This is a genomic window from Actinocorallia libanotica, assembly GCF_039525175.1.
GTDB lineage: Bacteria > Actinomycetota > Actinomycetes > Streptosporangiales > Streptosporangiaceae > Actinocorallia > Actinocorallia libanotica.
The window spans coordinates 1-17,078 of record NZ_BAAAHH010000023.1; the positions used below are offsets into that span (position 1 = coordinate 1).

The window sequence follows — 17,078 nt, forward strand, 5'->3', positions numbered from 1 at the left end:
CGCGGGCGGCGATCGAGGCCGCGCGGGCGGCGTCACGCCTGGAGGCCGGGGAGCTGCGGGTGGCGGCGCTGCACTCGATGGCGATGGGCATCGTGCCTCCCGCGATCGGCGCCTGGCGCCGCGCCCATCCGGCCGTGCACGTGGAGCTGACGGAGTTCGCGCACATCGACCTGCTGGTCGAGGCGATGGCGCGCGGGGAGGCCGACATCGCGGTCGGCACCGAACCCGAGGGGTGGCCGGGCCCCCTCCGGCCGCTGGGCGAGGAGGAGCTGCTGGTCGTCCTGCCGCCGGACGACCCGCTGCTGGAGCGGCACCGGCGGAGCGGGATCCCGCTGGAGTCGCTGGCCGACCGCCCGTGGGTGCTGTACGCGCCGGACTTCGGGCTCGCCCCGCTGGTCCTGCGGGCCTGCGCGCGCGCCGGTTTCACCCCGCGCGCCGCGGCCCGGGTCCACCACACGGCGACCGCGGTCGAGCTGGCCTCGGCCGGGCTCGGCCCCGCCCTCGTCCCGCGCGACGTCGTCCGGGCCCGGCACGCCGCGTACGTGCTGCGGCCCGCCGAGCCGATCGTGCGCGGGCTCGTGGCGTTCACCCGCGCCGAGCCCTCGCCCGCGGCACTGGCCTTCACCGAACTGCTCGCCGGGCGGGCCGGCGCTCAGGACCGGGGAGACCCGGGGAGCTGAAGGGCGCCGCCCAGCAGGACGGCGAGGAAGCCCGCGGCGGCGGGCGAGGGGTCTCCCGCCAGGTAGGCCGCCAGCGTCCGGTGGACGGGCGGGTCGGGGCGCAGGACCGCCACCGGCAGGCCGGGCTCCAGCACGCTCTCGGGGATCAGCGCGGGCCCCAGCCCCGCCGCCGCGAGCTGCAGCGCGGTCGCGGTGTGCCGGGTGCGCACCGCCGCGCGCGGGGTGAAACCCGCCTGCGCGAAGGCCTGGGCCGCCAGCGGGGCCAGCGCGTTGCGCTCGTCGTACAGCACCCACGGGCGGTCCGCCGCCGCGCGCAGGTCGAGAACGCGACAGCCGTCCGCGGCGAGGGGGTCGCCCTCGGGCAGGACCAGGAGGAGCTCCTCCTCGCCGAGCGCGTGCACCGGACCGGCCCAGCGGGCGGGCGTCGGGCCGACCCCGAGGTCGGCGGCGCCCGACGCGACGTGGTCCTCCAGCGCGGTGTTCGAGGCGAACTCCGCGACCTCCACCTCGGCGCCGGGCTCGGCCGCCAGCCACGCCCGCAGGGCCGGGGGCACGATGCCGAGGGCGATGGAGTACATGGTGCCCAGCCGCAGCAGGAGCGGGCCCCTCTCCCCCGCGGCGGCGCGGCGGGCGAGCCGCGCGCCGCGCAGCGCCGCCTCGGCGTGCGGCAGGTACTCCCGTCCCATGGGGGTGGGCAGGACCCGGCCGGGCGCGCGCTCCAGCAGCGGGACCCCGACCTCCCGCTCCAGGGCGCGGATCTGGTGGGACAGCGTCGGCTGGCTGACCCCGAGGCGCTGGGCGGCGGCGGTGAACGAACCCTCCTCGACCACTGTGACGAGGTACACCATCTGGCGAAAGCTCACCCGGCTCATCCTAGAGCAGGCCTTATACATATCTTCTATGGAATCCGGTCAAGCAATGTCTTTGACGTATACCGTTCGGCGGATCATGGTGGAGCCATGTCAGCCTTCGAAGAGAGTCTCAGGACCCGGGCGGGGCGGCTGCGCACCATGGCGCGGCCGATCGTGCAGTGCGCGCTCGCCGCTGCGCTCGCCTGGGTCGTCGCCACACAGGTCCTCGGCCACGCCGCGCCCTTCTTCGCCCCCATCGCCGTGGTGCTGTGCATCGGGGTGGGCGCCGGACGGCGGTGGCGCCGCGTCCTCGAACTGGTCGCCGGGGTCAGCGTCGGCGTCGGCGTCGGCGACCTCCTCATCTCGGCCATCGGCAGCGGCCCGTGGCAGATCGCCCTCGTCATCGTCCTGGCCATGTCCGTCTCGGTACTGCTCGACAGCGGCGCCCTGATCGCCCTGCAGGCCGCCTCGTCCGCCGTGCTGGTGGCGACGCTGCTCCCGCCCGGCGGCACCGGCGGTATCGACCGCATGGCCGACGCGCTCCTGGGCGGGCTGATCGGGCTGGCCGTGATCGCGCTTCTGCCCGCCAACCCCGCCGCGCTCGCCGCCCGGCACGTCCGCGGCCTCCTGGAGGAGCTCGGCGCGGCGCTCGAGACCGCCGCGTCCGCGTTGCGCGACCGCGACCCCGCCCTCGCCGACGCGGCCCTGGAACGCGCCCGCGCCGCCCAGCGCACCGTGGACGGCTACAGCAGCGCCCTCCAGACCGCCCACGAGAACGCCGCGCTCTCCCCGCTCCACCACCGGAGCGACCTCGCCCCCTACTTCACCGCCGCCGAGCCCCTCGACCACGCCCTGCGCAACCTGCGGGTGATGCTCCGGCACGCCGTCGCCGTCATCGACAAGGGCGAAGAGGTGCCCGAAATGCTCACCGAGGGCATGGCCGAGCTGTCCCGCTCGGTGGCCCGCCTGAGCGAGGAGCTCCCCCAGGGCGGCGCGCTCCCCCTGACCCGCAAGGCGCTGCTGCGCACCGCCGCCCGCCTGGACCCCGCGGTCCCGCCCGTCCTGGGCCTGTCCGCCCACGCCGTCCTGGCCCAGCTCCGCTCCCTGACCGTCGACCTCCTGCGGGCCACCGGCGAGTCGCGCCCCGAGGCGCTGTCGGCCTTCCCCCACCGCCGGACGGCCGCCGTCCCCGAGTCGCACGCCTGCTGACCCGTGCCGGTCGCGCGGACGCTCAGCGGGAGGCGCGGCCGTCGGGGAGGCCGAGGACGCGGCGGGCGACGATGTCGTGCTGGATCTGCCGGGTTCCGCCGAAGACGGACTGGGCGCGGGACCAGAAGTAGGCGTCGAGCGCCGCGTCCTCCTCGACCAGCGCCGCGGCGCCGCGGACGTCCATGACCACGTGGTTGAGGAGCTGGTCGGCCTCGGTGAGCAGGAGCTTGTCGACGGAGCCCTCCGGGCCGGGGAGGGAGCCGTCGAGGCGGGCGGAGAGCGTGCGCCGGACGTGCAGTTGCAGGGTGCGCAGCGAGACCCAGGCGCGGGCCACGGCCTCGCGGGCGCTCGGGCCCGCCGCGACGGAGCCGTCGCGGATGTCGTTCTCCAGGAGGGTGAGCATGCGGGACAGGCGCGCCACCCAGCCGATGTCGGCGGGGCCGCGCTCGTAGCCGAGCAGCCGCATGGCGATCTCCCAGCCCTGGCCGGGCTCCCCCAGCAGGTGGGCGGCGGGGACGCGGGCGCCGTCGAAGAAGACCTCGGCGAACTCGCGGGTGCCGGAGGCCGTGACGATGGGGCGGCACTCGACGCCGGGGGTGTCCAGGGGGACGAGCAGCATGGACAGGCCTCGGTGGGCCTCCCGTCCGGGTTCGGTGCGGCACAGCAGCAGGCACCAGTGCGACCACAGCGCCTCGCTGGTCCAGATCTTGTGGCCGACGACGGTGTAGGCGTCGCCCTCGCGGGTGGCGCGGGTGCGGACGGCCGCCAGGTCGCTGCCCGCCTCGGGTTCGCTGAAGCCCTGGCACCAGCGCTCGGTGCAGGCGAGCATCACCGGCAGGTGGCGGCTCTTCTGCGCGGCGGTGCCGAAGATCCGGACGGCGTTGGTGATGTGGCCGATGGCCGGGGGCGGCGGGTGGCCGCCGGCCCCCAGCTCGTCGTTGAGGATCGCCTCGTAGGTGGGCGCCAGACCGCGCCCACCGTACTCGGCGGGGAAGGCCAGGCCCGTGTATCCGGCGGAGGCCAGCGCCCGGTGCCATCCGTGGAGGAACGCCGCCCGCTCGTCGGGGTCGGCGGGCGGCCCCGCCGGGGCGTGGGCGGCGAGCCATGCCCGCAGCTCCTCGCGGAAAGCCGCCTCCTCGGGGGTGTCGCGAAAGTCCATCAGTCCCTTCCCGCCGGGGCCAGCCTGCGGGCGGCGATGGCCCGGTACTGCGCCGACTCGTCGCCCAGCACCGCCCTGGACAGCAGGATGCGCCGCAGGCGGAGGTGGGCGGGGTGCTCCCAGGTCAGGGCGATGCCGCCGAACAGCTGGACGGCGGTCTCGGCGGCGTCCCTGGCCGCCGTGGAGCAGGCGGCCTTGGCCTGGCGGGCGGCGAGGAGCGCCTCGTCCTCGGTCAGCTCGGTCGCGGCCCAGGCGGCGTGCCACATCGCGCTGCGGGCGCCTTCGAGGAGGACGGCGGCGTGTGACGCCAGGTGCTGGACGGCCTGGAACGAGCCGACGGGGACGCCGAACTGCCTGCGTTCCCGGACGTGGGCGACGGCGTCGTCCAGGGCGCGCTGCGCGGTGCCCAGGAGGTCGGCCGCCAGGACGGCGAGGACGACCGCCTGGGTGCGGACGCGGTCGCGGGCGGTGAGCGGTCCGCCGAGCGGCAGATCCCGATCCGCGGCGTCGGCCGGGACCCGGCGCAGCGTCCTGGTGAGGTCCGCGCCCCTGGTGGGGCCCCCGAGGGCCACGGCGCGCAGGCGGCCGTCGGCGGCGATGACGAGGCCGGCGTCGGCGCCCTCGGCGTCGAAGGCGACGCCCTCTTCTCCGTCGCGGGCCGGAGCCGACAGGTCGGGGCGAAGCACCGGGACGAGCCGCAGCTCTCCCTCTTCCACTGCCGTTCGCGCCTCGTCGGCCCCGGATGCGGCCAGGAGCGCCGGTGCCCAGACTCCGGCGCCCACGTAAGGCACCGGGGTCCGCGCCGTGGCGAGCCGCTCGGCGACGAGCGCCGCCGCCACCGCGCCGCAGGTCCCGGCCTGGGCGTGCAGGCCCACGAGCCCGGCCCCGGCCAGGGCCGTCCAGCCCCCGGACCGGTCGTCCGCGATCGCCGCGGCCACCTGCTGCAGCATCCGCTGCTCATCGGTGAGACGTGCGTCCATCGAAGGCCTCACGGGACGTCATGGCTGGAACCGGCCCTTTCCCATCTGGTCCCGGACGGTGACGACGGGCGGGTTCGTCAGGCTCCTCCGCTGCCAGTTGGCGCCGTCCACGACCAGGGTGTGGCCGGCGACGAACCGCGCGTACGGCGAGGCCAGGAACGTCGCCGCCCAGCCGAGCTCGCGCGGGCGGCCCACGCGCATCGCGGGCTGGCAGGCGTCCTTGTCGTTCGTGCGGTCGAGGTTGCCCTTGATGTCGGCGGTCATGTCCTCGTGCGGGAACATGCCCGGCACCAGCCCGTTGACCTGGATGCCGTACGGGCCCCACTCCACCGCGAGGGTCTCCACCATGTTCTTCACGCCGGCCTTGGCGGCGGCCGAGTGGGCGAAGCCCGGCCCTCCCGTCCAGGCGTAGGAGGCGCCGACGTTGATGATCGATCCGGGCGTTCCGGCGGCCATGTGGCGGCGGGCGAACTCCCGCGCGCAGAAGAACGTGCCGTTGAGGGTGATGTCGACGACGGTCCGCCACGCGTTGGGCGACATGTCCTCGGCGGGCACCGGGAAGTTCGCCGCCGCGTTGTTGACCAGCACCCCCGGCAGCCCGAACGCCTCCACGGCGGCGTCGAAGGCCGCGGCGATCCCCGCGGGGTCGCGGATGTCGCACTCGACGGCCAGGACGCGTCCGCCCGCCTCCTTGATGGCGGCCTCGCCCTGGTCCAGGTGCTCCCTCTCGCGGCTGGCGATGACCAGGTCAGCGCCCAGCCTGGCGAACTCGACGGCCATCGCCCGGCCCAGGCCGGTCCCTCCGCCGGTGACGAGCACCGCCGTGCCCGCGAAGGTCCCCTCGGGCAGCGCGCCCGCTCCGGCGGGCGGCGGTTCGGGCAGCCCGCGCAGGATGTCCGTCATGGTCAGCTCCCGGTGTAGTTCGGCGTGCGGTTCTCGGCCCTGGCCCGGCGCATCTCGGCCAGGTCGTGGGAGGTGCTGACGAACGTCTGGCCCACCAGCTCGTCCGCCATCGAGGAGCGGATCTCCGGCTCGGCCAGCCGGGCCAGGACGCGCCGCGCCGTGTTCACCGTCACCTTCGGCGCGGAGGCGATCTTCTCGGCCATCTCCCGCACGGTGGCGTCCAGCTCCTCCTCGGGCACCACCCGCGAGACCACGCCGTGCGCGAGCGCCTCGTCGGCGCCCATCGGCCGCCCGGTCAGCACCAGGTCGGCGGCCACCCCGTGCCCGCACATCTGGAACAGCCGCCCCACCCCGCCGGTGTCCGGGATGACCCCGTGCCCCACCTCGGGCAGCATCATCCGCGCCCCCTGCGCCGCCACCCGGATGTCGCACAGCAGCGCCCGCTGGAACGAGGCGCCGATCGACCACCCCTTCATGGCGACGATCACCGGCGCCTCGATCTCGAAGAGCTGCTGGATCCCCCGGTGCCCCCGCTTCATCAGCTCGTGGTGGGTCAGCTCCACCCGCCCCCCGCCCAGGGACCCGACGTCCCGGCCGGAGGAGAAGGACCTGCCCTCCCCCCGCCAGATCACGGCCCGCACGTCGTGCCGCTCCTTCAGCTCGCCGAGGACCTCGAACAGCGCCAGGTCCATCGCGTCGTCGAACGCGTTGTGCTTGTCCGGATGGTCGTTGGTGATCGTCGCGACCGGCCCGTCGACGTCCAGCCGCACCCGTCCCTCACCCATGCGCGCCTCTCACGATAATTCATATTGTATATAGATTATCGTTCTAGCACCCCGTCGGGCGGTCCCACAACCCTCGCGGTCGCCGCCGTCCCCGGACGGGGACGGCGGCAACCGCTTCTCACGGGGCGGGAGGGAGGTCTGCCAGGACCGCGAGGCGGGCGCGGTGGGCGGCCGGGGTGCCGAGGGCGATCTGGTCGGCCTTGGCACGCTTGAGGTAGAGGTGGGCGGGGTGCTCCCACGTCATGCCGATGCCGCCGTGGAGCTGGACCGCCTCCTCCGCCGCGCGGACGGCCAGGTCGCCGCAGTAGGCCTGGGCCACGACGGCGGCGAGCTCGGCGTCCGGGTCTCCGGCGGCGAGGGCGGCCGCGGCCTGGCGGGCGGCGGCACCGGCGGACTCGACGTCGGTGAAGAGGTCGGCCAGGCGGTGCTTGAGCGCCTGGTAACCGCCGACGACGCGGCCGAACTGCTTGCGCTCCTTGAGGTAGGCGACGGTGGCGTGCAGGCACCACTGGGCCAGGCCCGCCTGCTCGGAGGCGAGGAGGGCCGCACCGGTGAGCAGGGCCCGGCCGATCGCGGGTGCGGCGTCCGTCAGGAGCGGTTCACCGGAGGCCGTGTCGAAGGCCAGGTCGGCGAGCTGGCGGGTCATGTCGAGGGAGACGACCGGGGTGCGGACGGCCTCGGCGGCGGGCACGGCGTAGAGCGCGACGGTCTCGCCGGCGCGGGCCGGGACGAGCAGGACGTCGGCCTCCAGGGCTCCTGCCACGCTCGTCACCGTGCCGGTCAGGCGTCCGCCCTCGGCCCGCACCGTGGTGCGCGGCGCGTCCTGCGGGGCGGCCGAGAGGGGGACGGCCAGGGCGGCGGTCCGCTCCCCGGCGGCGAGCCCCGCCAGGAGGGCGGCGCCCGCCGCGCCGGTCTCCAGGAGGAGGGCGGTCGCCACGACCGAGCTGGTGAGGAACGGCACGGGCGCCACGGAGCGGCCGAGCTCCTCCAGGACGACGGCCGCCTCGCGGGCCGAGGCGCCCGCGCCGCCGTGCTCTTCGGGGACCAGCAGCCCGGCCAGGCCCAGGTCGGCGGCGAGCGCCTTCCACAGGCCGGAGACGATCGAGCGGTCTCCGTCGTAGAGCGCCGTCACCCCCGGGGCACCGCACCGGTCGGCGAGCAGGGCCCGGACGGAGGCGCGCAGGTCGTCCTCGACGTCGGTGTAGAGCAGGTCGAGTTCGCTCACTTGTCGAGCTCCTTCCAGGGGACGTGCTTGTCGACGCGGTGCTCGGGCGGGAGGCCCAGGACGCGTTCGGCGACGATGTTGCGCAGGATCTCCGAGGTGCCGCCCTCGATGGAGTTGCCCTTGGCGCGCAGGTAGCGGTAGCCGGCGTCCCGGCCGGTGAAGTCGACGCCGTCGGGACGGACCATCGTCCAGTCGGAGTAGCGCAGGCCGTCCTCGCCGAGCAGTTCCACCTCCAGGCCGGACAGCTGCTGGTTGAGGCGGGCGAAGGTCAGCTTCATGGCCGACCCCTCGGGGCCGGGCTGGCCCTGGCGCAGCTTCTGGCCGAGCCGCTGCCCGGTGACCCGGGCGACCTCGGCCTCCACCCACAGCTTCAGCAGCCGGTCGTGCAGCTCGGGGGTGCGGCGTTCGGGGCGTTCGCGCCAGGTGTCGGAGACCACGCCGACCATCCCGCCGCCGCGGGGCGTGCCGCCGCCGCTGCCGATGGCCACGCGCTCGTTGTTGAGGGTGGCGTTGGCCACGCGCCAGCCGTCGCCCTCGGCGCCGAGCCGGTAGGAGTCGGGGATGCGCACGCCGGTGAGGAACACCTCGTTGAACTCGGCTTCACCGGTGATCTGCCGCAGGGGACGGACCTCGACGCCCGGGTCGGCCATGTCGCACAGGAAGTAGGTGAGGCCCTGGTGCTTGGGGACGTCGGGGTTCGTGCGGGCGACCAGGATCGCGAACCGGGCGTTGTGGGCGTGCGACGTCCACACCTTCTGGCCGTCGACCACCCAGGTGTCGCCGTCGCGCACCGCGCGGGTGGCCAGGCCCGCCAGGTCGGAGCCGGCGCCGGGCTCGCTGAACAGCTGGCACCAGATCTCCTCCCCGGTCCACAGCGGGCGCAGGAAGCGCTTCTTCTGCTCCTCGGTGCCGAACGCCAGGATCGTCGGCGCGGCCATGCCCAGGCCGATGCCGTTGCCCCGGACGTTGTTGCCGGGCGCGCCCGCCCTGGCGAAGAGCCGGTCCACCTCGGGCTGCAGGGCGCGCGGCAGACCCAGGCCGCCGTGGCCCTCGGGGAAGTTCACCCAGGCCAGCCCCGCGTCGTAGCGGGCCCGCAGGAAGGCCAGCGGCTCGGTCGCTGCGGGGTCGTGGGCGGCCAGGAAGTCGGCGGCCCTCCGCCGCAGGTCCTCGCGCACGGTCGTCTCGTCGGTCATCGTTCTCCTCTTCTCAGGGCACCAGGACGCTGACCGACTCGACGACGCAGACCGGCTTGCCGCCGCCCTCGCGCTCGATGGTCACCCGCGCCTTCAGCCGGTGGCCGCCGCTACCGGGCGTCAGGGAGAGCAGCTCCACCCCGGCGCGCACCCGGGAGCCCACCGGCACCGGGGAAGGGAAGCGGAGCTTGTCGGCGCCGTAGTTGACGCTCATCTTCAGGCCCTCGAGCTTGTAGACCTGCCAGACGAGCATCGGCACGAGCGACAGCGTGAGGTAGCCGTGCGCGATGGTCGTGCCGAACGGCCCTCCGGCGGCCCGCTCGGGGTCCACGTGGATCCACTGGTGGTCGCCCGTGGCCCTGGCGAAGGTGTCGATCTGCTCCTGGGTGACGGTGTGCCACGCGGAGTACCCGAGGTGGGCGCCGATCGCGCCTTCCACCTCTTCGATGCTCTGGAAGACCTTCACCTGGTGCACCTTCCCTTGGATTACTAAGCGCTTAGTCAGTTCAGGGTACCGGCATACCGCGATCCGGGGAAGAATGGACGGGTGACGACCGATGCCTCCAGTTCCGCCCGCGCCGACGCCACCCGCGCCCGGCTCTTCGAGGCCGCCGTCCGCGCGTTCGCCGAGAAGGGCTTCCACGGCACGACGACCCGCGACATCGCCACCGCCGCCGGGATGAGCCCCGCCGCCCTCTACGTGCACCACCGGTCCAAGGAGGAGCTGCTCTACCTGATCACGCGCACCGGCCACGAGGGCACGCTCCGCCTGGTCCGCGAGACGGCCGCCTCCTGCGACGACCCCGCCGAGGCGCTGCGCCGGCTGGTCCGCGAGTTCGCCGTCCACCACGCCCGCGGGAACGTCCGCGCCCGCGTCGTCAACTACGAGCTGGCGGCCCTCAGCCCCGAGCACCTGGCCGAGATCCGGGAGCTCCGCCGCGCGGTCAGCCGCGAGTTCCGCTCCCTGGTGGAAAGGGGCGCGGCCGCCGGCGTCTTCGACGTCCCCGACCCCCGGGCCGCCGCCACCGCCCTCCTCTCCCTGGGCGTCGACATCGCCCGCTGGTACCGCGAGGACGGCGACTGGTCGCCCGAGGACGTGGCCGACCGCTACGTCCGAGTGGCGCTGCGCATCGTCGGCGCCGACGGCTGATCCGAAAGAGGACGAGGATGGCGAGGAACGCAGCGGCCCGAACCGGGCGGCCGCCGCTGACCCGGGAGTCGATCGTGCGGGCGGCCGTCACGCTCATCGAACGGGACGGCGCCGAGGCCCTGACGATGCGCAGGGTCGCCGCCGAGCTCGGCGTCGGCACGATGTCCCTGTACAACCACGTCCCCGACCGGGACGCCCTCCTGGCGGACATGGCGCGGACGGTGCTGTCCGGTCTGGACCTGCCCGAAGGGGAGACGGGCGAGGACTGGAAGGCCAGCGCCCGCGCCATGATCGGCGCCTTCCGCGGCGCGGCCCGCGCCTATCCGCGCAGCATGTACCTCGTCCTCACCAGCAGGCTCGACCTGGAGTTCAGCTGGCGGGCCGCCGAACGCGCCCTGGAGCTCCTGGCCGCGGCCGGGTTCGACGGGGAGACCTCGGTCCGGGTGCTGCGCGCGCTGATGTCGTATGCGATCGGCTCCCAGATGATGGAGAACGGCGCCCTCCGGACCCCCGACCAGACCCCCGAGTCCGCGTTCCAGACCGTCCAGGACGACCCGGGGAGCTTCCCCCACGTCATCGCCATGGCCCCCCATCTCATGCGGATCGATCCGGAGGCCGATTTCGAGATCGGGCTGGAGATGCTGCTGTCGGCGCTCGACCGGCTGCCCCGGTCCCGCGCCTGACGCCCCCGGGCGGCTCAGCGCCCGCCCATCAGCTCCACCGAGGAGAGGAACAGCTCCAGCCCGAACTCGAAGTCGGCGTCCGAGCCGTGGTCGACCAGCTCGTCGGGCAGCGCCACCACGTGGGGGAACCTCGCGGGCTCCAGGGAGCGCACGGTGTCGGCCGGATCCTCCTCCTGGCGGGCCAGGAGCCTGCCCATCCCCGCCTCCCGCAGCTGGGTGCCGAGGGCGTAGGCCATCAGGGAGCGCATGACGTGCACGGACGTCGCCTCGTCCAGCCCGGCCCGCGCGCACAGGGACAGGGCGCGTTCGATCGCCTTCAACGCGACGGGGATGCCCGTCCTGCACTCCAGGGCCAGCGCCAGGCTCCGCGGGTACTCCCGCGCGGTCGCCCGGAACGACCGCATGAGGCTCCGCGCCCCCTCCCGCCAGTCCCCGGCCTCCTCCTCGGGCACGTCCAGGGTCTCCATCACGTACTCGGCGATGCCCGCGACGAGCTCGTCCCTGCTCGCCACGTGCCGGTACATGGCCATCGCGCTGACGCCCAGCTCCTCGCCGACGGCGCGCATCGACAGGGCGTCGTGGCCGCTGCGCTCCACCAGTTCCACCGCGGTGTGCACGATCAGCTCACGGGTGAGCACCACCCGGGTCACCCGCTGCGGCGCCGGTCTGGGCATCTTTCCGCCTCCTCGCCGCACTGCCGTCCGGTCCGTGCCCCATGCCCCCGGACCTGCCTATTGTTCCCATCGTAGGGAAGTGCCATGCTGGGCCACCAGTAAGTGCCTCCTGACCACCCCTCTCCCCGAGGAGGAACCCCCTATGCGGACCCGCGCAGCGATCCTGTGGAAGCAGAACAGCGAGTGGAGCGTCGAGGACATCGAGCTCGACGACCCGAAGGCCGGCGAGGTCAAGATCAAGCTCGCCGCCTCGGGCCTGTGCCACTCCGACGAGCACATGGTCACCGGGGACATGGTCCTGGACCCGGGCATCGCCGAACTGATGCAGTTGGAGCAGTTCCCCCTCGTCGGCGGGCACGAGGGCGCCGGCGAGGTCGTCGAGGTCGGGCCGGGCGTGACCACGCTGAAGGAGGGCGACCACGTCGTCCTGTCCTTCATCCCGGCGTGCGGGCGCTGCCCCTCCTGCGCCCGGGGCCGCCAGCACCTGTGCGACCACGGCGCGGTGCTGCTGGCCGGACGGCAGATCGGCGACATGACCGCCCGCCACCACGCGGCGGACGGCACGGACCTGGGCATCATGTGCTGCACCGGCACGTTCTCGCCCTACACCGTGGTCAACGAGAGCAGCTGCGTCAAGATCGACGACTGGATCCCGCTGGACAAGGCGGCGCTGGTCGGCTGCGGCGTCACCACCGGCTGGGGCTCGGCCGTCAACGCCGCCGACGTGCGGCCGGGCGAGACCGTCGTGGTGATCGGCATCGGCGGCCTGGGCATGAACGCCGTGCAGGGCGCGGCCCTGGCCGGCGCCCGCCACGTGGTGGCCGTCGACCCGGTGGAGTGGAAGCGCGAGAAGGCACCGCACTTCGGCGCCACCCACACCGCCGCCTCCATCGAGGAGGCCATGGCCCTGGTCGGCGAGATCTCCTGGGGGGCGATGGCCGACAAGGTCATCCTCACCACCGGCGTGGCCACCGGCGAGCTCATCGGCCCGATGATGGGCATGGTCGCCAAGGGCGGCCGCGGCGTGCTCACCGCCGTCGCGCCCATCCTCCAGGAGGACGTCAAGCTCAACCTGTTCGACATGGCGATGCAGCGCAAGGAGCTGGTCGGCTGCATCTTCGGCAACGCCAACCCCCGCCGCGACATCCCCCGCCTCCTGCGCCTCTACCAGGACGGCAAGCTCAACCTCGACGACCTCGTCACCAACACCTACACCCTCGACGAGATCAACCAGGGCTACCAGGACATGCGCGACGGCAAGAACATCCGCGGCATGATCAAGTACTGATCCCCGAGCCCGGCGGCTCTCCGGAGCCGCCGGGCAACGAAGTCCTTACCCCGGCAAGACCCACGATCTCCCTCGCACCGGATGGGCGGCGCACGGCCCCGGCGTTGTAGGCGTTGTACCGGCAGGGAGGGCGGAAGGGTGTGGGACGACGGAACCGCCGACGGGACCGAGGCTGACGAACGGGTCCTGAACACGGCCATCAGACTGTTCGCGGAGTTGGGATACGACGCGACGAGTCTCGATCTGATCGCGCACGCCGCAGGAGCGGAGGCCCGGGAGTCCAGGCTCCTGCGGGACGGCAAACCGCTCCTCTACCGCGCCGTCTTCGACCGTTTCCGCACGCTGGAGGAGACGTACTTCGAGACCGCCGCCAAGGACGCCCCCGGCGGCGTCGAAGGCGTGCACCGCCTGGTGGACGCGGCCGTGGACTTCACGGTCGCCTACCCGGAGGTGAACGCCGTGTGGGGGCATCGCGCGCTCAAGGACGCCATCGACCTCGACTTCCCCGACGGGTTCACCCCCGGGCTCGAGACGGCGCTGACCTCCCGCACCTGGACGGGCGTACGCGACGACGTGGACTTCCGCTTCCTCGCCTGGACCGTCATCTGGCAGGTCATGGGATTCGCCGGCACCGGCCTGCCCTGCGAGACGGGGCGGGCGCACTCCGACGACTCCCCCGCCCTGGCCTACTTCCGCGCCCAGCTGCACGAGCTGATCGACTGCCGCATCCGCGCCCCCGGGCACACCGGGTGAGCGGGACCGGCACTCCACCACCATTACCTTCGGTGACAACTCGGTGACCGGATGGTGAGTCGCGGTTGTTGCGCGCGGCGATGGCGGCTTTCCGCTCCTAGGCTCGAAGCGATCCGCGACACCGAAGGCAGGACCCATGAGGATCGCCGTCATCGGCGCAGGCTTCGCCGGCCTGGGCACGGCCAAAGTGCTCCGCGACTTCGACCACGACGTCACCGTCTTCGAGAAGGCCCCCGACGTGGGCGGTGTCTGGAGCGCCACCCGCCGCTATCCGGGCCTGCGCACCCAGAACGACAAGGGCACCTACGCGTTCTCCGAGCTGCCGATGCCTCGCGACTATCCCGAGTGGCCGGCCGGCGAGCAGGTGCAGCGCTACCTGGAGCTGTACGTCGAGCGCTTCGCCCTCGCGCCGTCGCTGCGGCTCTCGACCGAGGTCACCCGGGCCGCGCTCCGGGAGGACGGGACGGGCTGGGACGTCACGGCGGGCGGGAGCACCGAGCCCTTCGACCACCTGGTGGTCGCCAACGGGATCTTCTCCGAACCGTTCATCCCGCCGTTCAAGGGGGTGGAGGTGCTGGAGGCCGCCGGGGGGCGGATCCTCGCCGCGAGCGGCTTTCGCGACCTGGTCGACGCCGTCGGCAAGCACGTGGTGGTGGTCGGCTACGGCAAGTCGGCCTGCGATGTGGCGGTCGAGATCGCCGGGGTCGCCGCCACCACGACGGTCGTGGCGCGCGGGCTCCTGTGGAAGACGCCCCGGAGGATCGGCGGCCTCCTCAACTACAAGTACCTGCTCCTCACCCGGCTGGGCGAGGGCATGTTCCGCTACATCGCCCCCACCGCCCCGGAGCGCTTCCTGCACGGTGGAGGCGACGGGCTCCGCCGTGCCATGATCCGCGGCGTCCAGGCCGTGGCGTCCCGGCAGTACCGGCTCCCCGCCCTCGGCCTGGTGCCCGGAGGCTCCTTCGAGGACATCGCCTGCAGCACCGTCGGCCTCGTCACCGAGGGCTTCTTCGAAGCCGTCGCCGAAGGCCGCGTCAAGGTCGCCCGGGACACGACGATCGCCCGGCTCCTGGAGAAGGACGGCGCTCCGTACGCGGAGCTGGCGGACGGCTCCCTCGTGCCGAGCGACCTCATCGTCTGCGCCACCGGCTTCCGCCAGCAGGTGCCCTTCCTCGACGAGGACGTGCAGCGGCGCCTCACCGACGAACGGGGGAACTTCGCGCTCTACCGCCACATCCTCCCGCACGACGTGCCGAACCTGACCTTCGCCGGCTACAACTCCTCCTTCTTCAGCCCGCTGTCCGCCGAGATGTCGGCGGTGTGGATCGCCTCCCACCTCGCCGGCCTGCACACCGTCCCTCCCGCCGAGGAGCGGCGGCGCGCCGTCTCCGAGCGGCTGGCCTGGATGGAGGAGCGCACCCGCGGCCGCCACGCGCGCGGCACCAACGTCATCCCGTTCTCCATGCACAACATCGACGAGGTCCTGGACGACCTCGACCTCAACGTGAGCGGGACGACCAAGGCCCTGCAATGGCTCCTGCCCGTCGATCCGGGCGACTACCGCCACGTCGGCGAAAAGCTGCGGCAGCGCCTGCGACAGACGGCGCCATGAGCACCGCGTACGGATCCTCCGGTCAGAAGTAGAGGGCGGCTTCGGCGGTCTCGGCGAGGTCCCGTTCGATCCGGGCGGAGACCGCCGCAAGTTCACCGTCGATCCGTGCCTCGGTCTCCGGCGACAGCCGTACGCGCGGCTCGGCCAAGCCCAAGGCGCGAACGTGGGCGATGCGCAGCCGGGTCGGAGGATGGGTGGCGTCCACCCGCGCGCCCTCCCGCGCGGCGAGCCTGAGCCGCCGTTCGCGTTCGCCGTCGGGCAGCGCCGCGACGGCCTGGTCGACGCGCTCCCACAGGGGCAGCGGAGAGCGGACCGTCGGCGAGGTCCGTACCGCGAACTCGACGGTCGGGCCGAGCACGGTCATCGCCTCCAGCAGACCGGCGACCGCCTCGGACGAGGCGACGCGTGCCGCGAGCTCGTCGGCGTGGTGCTCGGCACGGCGGCCGGAGCTCGCGGTGAGAAGCTCCAGACCGCGGCGGAGAAGGGCGACCGCCCCGCGGCACACCCACAGGACAGGGGTGAGCACCAGACGGCTCACGTACATGAAGCCGTCTTCAGCGCCGAAAAGCTGGTCCGGATGGAGCGTACGGTGCAGCGTTGTGAGAACGTCCAGGGCCGACCCGACGTACAGCCCGCGTCGGCAGTCCCCGTTCACCCCGTGGGCCAGCTCATGTCCGATCAACGCGACCTTCTGACCGGACGTGAGGGTCCGCCACAACGGCAGGCCGAGCAGCAGGGTACGCCGTCGACGCAGCCCGAGTACCGCGTAGGCGGCGTTGAACTCGGGAGAGATCACGATGACGTCCACCGGCCTGCCTCCGAGCCCGGCGGCCACCTCGTCGCACAGGCCGAACAGGTGCGGGGCGCCCTCCCGGTTCAGGGTCTCGGCGTCGGGATCGAGCCGTCCGAACCGGGGTCTGAGCGTCACCGTGACGGCGACGAGGACCGCGGCCATCACATAGGCCACGACACTGCGCCCAAGGATGACCAGGGCGGTCGCGGAGGCGAGCAGTCCAGGCGGAAGGACGTGCACCACCGTCGCGAGCACGTACGCCCCGAACCTGGCGGGATCGAACCGGGCGGGATCGATCCGGCTCCGCCGCACCGCGGGCGTGCTCTCGTTCCGCTCCGTCGCGTTCTCCGGAAGCCCCCACTCGCAGGCGGCGCACCAGAGGGGAAAGCCCTCGTCGACCTGCACCAAAGCAGAACACTCAGGGCATTTCACTCGCGCATCCTAGTACCGCGCGTCGGGGGCGATAATGGCCGGGTGATCGACAGGCGGCTGCGCGTGGTACTGGCCGAGGACTCCGTGGTGCTCCGCGACGGCATGGTCGAGTTGCTCGAGGTCCGCGGGTGCGAGGTGGTGGCGACCGCCGGGACGGCGGACGGGCTGCTCGCCGCGGTGGCGGAGCATCGGCCGGACGTGGCGGTGGTGGACATCCGGATGCCGCCGACGCATACCGATGAAGGCATCCGGGCCGCCGTGGAGATCCGGGGGCGGATGCCCGAGGTCGGCATTCTGGTGTTCTCGCAGCACGTCGAGACCGTCTGGGCCTCCCGGCTGCTGGCGGGCGGGGCGTCGGGCGTCGGGTACCTGCTGAAGGAGCGCGTCGCCCGGACCTCGGAGTTCGTGGACGCGCTGCACCGGGTCGCCGACGGGGGCACGGCGCTCGATCCGGAGGTGGTCGACCGGTTGATGCGCGGTGGACGGCGCAGCCGGGTGGAGGCTCTGACGCCGCGTGAGCGCGAGGTGCTGGAGCTGATGGCGCAGGGGCACTCCAACCGCTCCATCGCCGGGCTGCTGGTGGTCTCGGAGCGGGCGGTGGAGAAGCACGTCGCCGCCGTCTTCACCAAGTTCGACCTGCGGGCGACGGACGCCGACAACCGCCGGGTGAAGGCGGTTCTGGCCTACCTGGCGGACGAGGGCTGATCT

18 protein-coding genes are annotated in these 17,078 nt (G+C 73.4%); 8 read left to right on the forward strand and 10 right to left on the reverse strand.

Translation table 11 applies throughout. From position 1 onward, the window contains the following. Positions 1–680: LysR family transcriptional regulator substrate-binding protein (locus ABD140_RS24760; RefSeq protein ID WP_344243357.1), on the forward strand; the 680-nt coding region annotated here is incomplete at its 5' end. On the opposite strand, the gene ABD140_RS24765 is transcribed toward ABD140_RS24760, so the two are convergent. Continuing rightward, a complete protein-coding gene (locus ABD140_RS24765; RefSeq protein WP_344243358.1) occupies positions 653–1,543 on the reverse strand; it encodes a LysR family transcriptional regulator in 891 nt (296 codons plus the stop codon). The two genes, ABD140_RS24760 and ABD140_RS24765, sit on opposite strands and share 28 nt — an antisense overlap. A 96-nt stretch (positions 1,544–1,639) precedes the next feature. Between ABD140_RS24765 and ABD140_RS24770 the strand changes: the two genes are divergently transcribed. Continuing rightward, positions 1,640–2,740: an FUSC family protein gene (locus ABD140_RS24770; protein WP_344243359.1), complete on the forward strand. Its 1,101-nt coding sequence runs from the start codon at positions 1,640–1,642 to the stop codon at positions 2,738–2,740. Positions 2,741–2,762: 22 nt separating this feature from the next. Here the strand turns inward: ABD140_RS24770 and ABD140_RS24775 are convergent, their stop codons facing one another. From ABD140_RS24775 to ABD140_RS24805, 7 genes are all read right to left on the reverse strand, one after another. Continuing rightward, positions 2,763–3,899 carry an acyl-CoA dehydrogenase family protein gene (locus tag ABD140_RS24775; protein ID WP_344243360.1) on the reverse strand — a complete coding sequence of 379 codons (1,137 nt, stop codon included), beginning with the start codon at positions 3,897–3,899 and terminating at the stop codon, positions 2,763–2,765. Then, on the reverse strand, positions 3,899–4,879 hold the full coding sequence (locus ABD140_RS24780) for an acyl-CoA dehydrogenase family protein (RefSeq protein WP_344243361.1): 981 nt from the start codon (positions 4,877–4,879) through the stop codon (positions 3,899–3,901). The genes ABD140_RS24775 and ABD140_RS24780 overlap by 1 nt, the downstream gene beginning before the upstream one ends. A gap of 18 nt (positions 4,880–4,897) precedes the next feature. Continuing rightward, positions 4,898–5,782, reverse strand: a complete 885-nt coding sequence (locus tag ABD140_RS24785) for an SDR family oxidoreductase (RefSeq protein ID WP_344243363.1) — start codon at positions 5,780–5,782, stop codon at positions 4,898–4,900. 2 nt (positions 5,783–5,784) lie between these two features. Further along, positions 5,785–6,567: an enoyl-CoA hydratase/isomerase family protein gene (locus ABD140_RS24790; protein ID WP_344243364.1), complete on the reverse strand. Its 783-nt coding sequence runs from the start codon at positions 6,565–6,567 to the stop codon at positions 5,785–5,787. Positions 6,568–6,685: 118 nt separating this feature from the next. Then, on the reverse strand, positions 6,686–7,792 hold the full coding sequence (locus ABD140_RS24795) for an acyl-CoA dehydrogenase family protein (RefSeq protein WP_344243365.1): 1,107 nt from the start codon (positions 7,790–7,792) through the stop codon (positions 6,686–6,688). Then, the gene (locus ABD140_RS24800; protein ID WP_344243366.1) at positions 7,789–8,985 is read right to left on the reverse strand and encodes an acyl-CoA dehydrogenase family protein; all 1,197 of its coding nucleotides are present in this window, start codon (positions 8,983–8,985) and stop codon (positions 7,789–7,791) included. Before ABD140_RS24800 ends, ABD140_RS24795 begins: the two co-directional genes overlap by 4 nt. Positions 8,986–8,998: 13 nt before the next feature. After that, positions 8,999–9,451, reverse strand: coding sequence for a MaoC family dehydratase (locus ABD140_RS24805; protein ID WP_344243367.1), 453 nt, complete (start codon positions 9,449–9,451; stop codon positions 8,999–9,001). Between the two features lie 81 nt (positions 9,452–9,532). Between ABD140_RS24805 and ABD140_RS24810 the strand changes: the two genes are divergently transcribed. Both ABD140_RS24810 and ABD140_RS24815 read left to right on the forward strand, forming a co-directional pair. Continuing rightward, complete coding sequence (locus ABD140_RS24810; RefSeq protein ID WP_344243368.1) at positions 9,533–10,135, forward strand: TetR/AcrR family transcriptional regulator; 603 nt, start codon at positions 9,533–9,535, stop codon at positions 10,133–10,135. 17 nt (positions 10,136–10,152) lie between these two features. Then, complete coding sequence (locus ABD140_RS24815; protein WP_344243369.1) at positions 10,153–10,818, forward strand: TetR/AcrR family transcriptional regulator; 666 nt, start codon at positions 10,153–10,155, stop codon at positions 10,816–10,818. Between the two features lie 14 nt (positions 10,819–10,832). Here the strand turns inward: ABD140_RS24815 and ABD140_RS24820 are convergent, their stop codons facing one another. Further along, positions 10,833–11,492 (reverse strand): TetR/AcrR family transcriptional regulator, encoded by a 660-nt coding sequence (locus tag ABD140_RS24820; RefSeq protein WP_344243370.1) that lies wholly within the window; start codon positions 11,490–11,492, stop codon positions 10,833–10,835. Between the two features lie 142 nt (positions 11,493–11,634). Here ABD140_RS24820 and ABD140_RS24825 point away from each other — a divergent pair, with 142 nt between their 5' ends. From ABD140_RS24825 to ABD140_RS24835, 3 genes are all read left to right on the forward strand, one after another. Further along, positions 11,635–12,780 (forward strand): NDMA-dependent alcohol dehydrogenase, encoded by a 1,146-nt coding sequence (locus ABD140_RS24825; RefSeq protein ID WP_344243371.1) that lies wholly within the window; start codon positions 11,635–11,637, stop codon positions 12,778–12,780. A gap of 138 nt (positions 12,781–12,918) precedes the next feature. Next, entirely contained in the window at positions 12,919–13,533 is a 615-nt protein-coding gene (locus ABD140_RS24830; RefSeq protein ID WP_344243372.1) for a TetR/AcrR family transcriptional regulator, read from the forward strand. Between the two features lie 136 nt (positions 13,534–13,669). Beyond that, positions 13,670–15,145, forward strand: coding sequence for a flavin-containing monooxygenase (locus tag ABD140_RS24835; RefSeq protein ID WP_344243373.1), 1,476 nt, complete (start codon positions 13,670–13,672; stop codon positions 15,143–15,145). A 22-nt stretch (positions 15,146–15,167) separates the two neighbouring features. Here the strand turns inward: ABD140_RS24835 and ABD140_RS24840 are convergent, their stop codons facing one another. Next, positions 15,168–16,343: a M48 family metallopeptidase gene (locus tag ABD140_RS24840; RefSeq protein ID WP_344243374.1), complete on the reverse strand. Its 1,176-nt coding sequence runs from the start codon at positions 16,341–16,343 to the stop codon at positions 15,168–15,170. Between the two features lie 69 nt (positions 16,344–16,412). Between ABD140_RS24840 and ABD140_RS24845 the strand changes: the two genes are divergently transcribed. Then, complete coding sequence (locus ABD140_RS24845; RefSeq protein WP_425544147.1) at positions 16,413–17,075, forward strand: response regulator; 663 nt, start codon at positions 16,413–16,415, stop codon at positions 17,073–17,075. Positions 17,076–17,078: the final 3 nt, after the last annotated feature.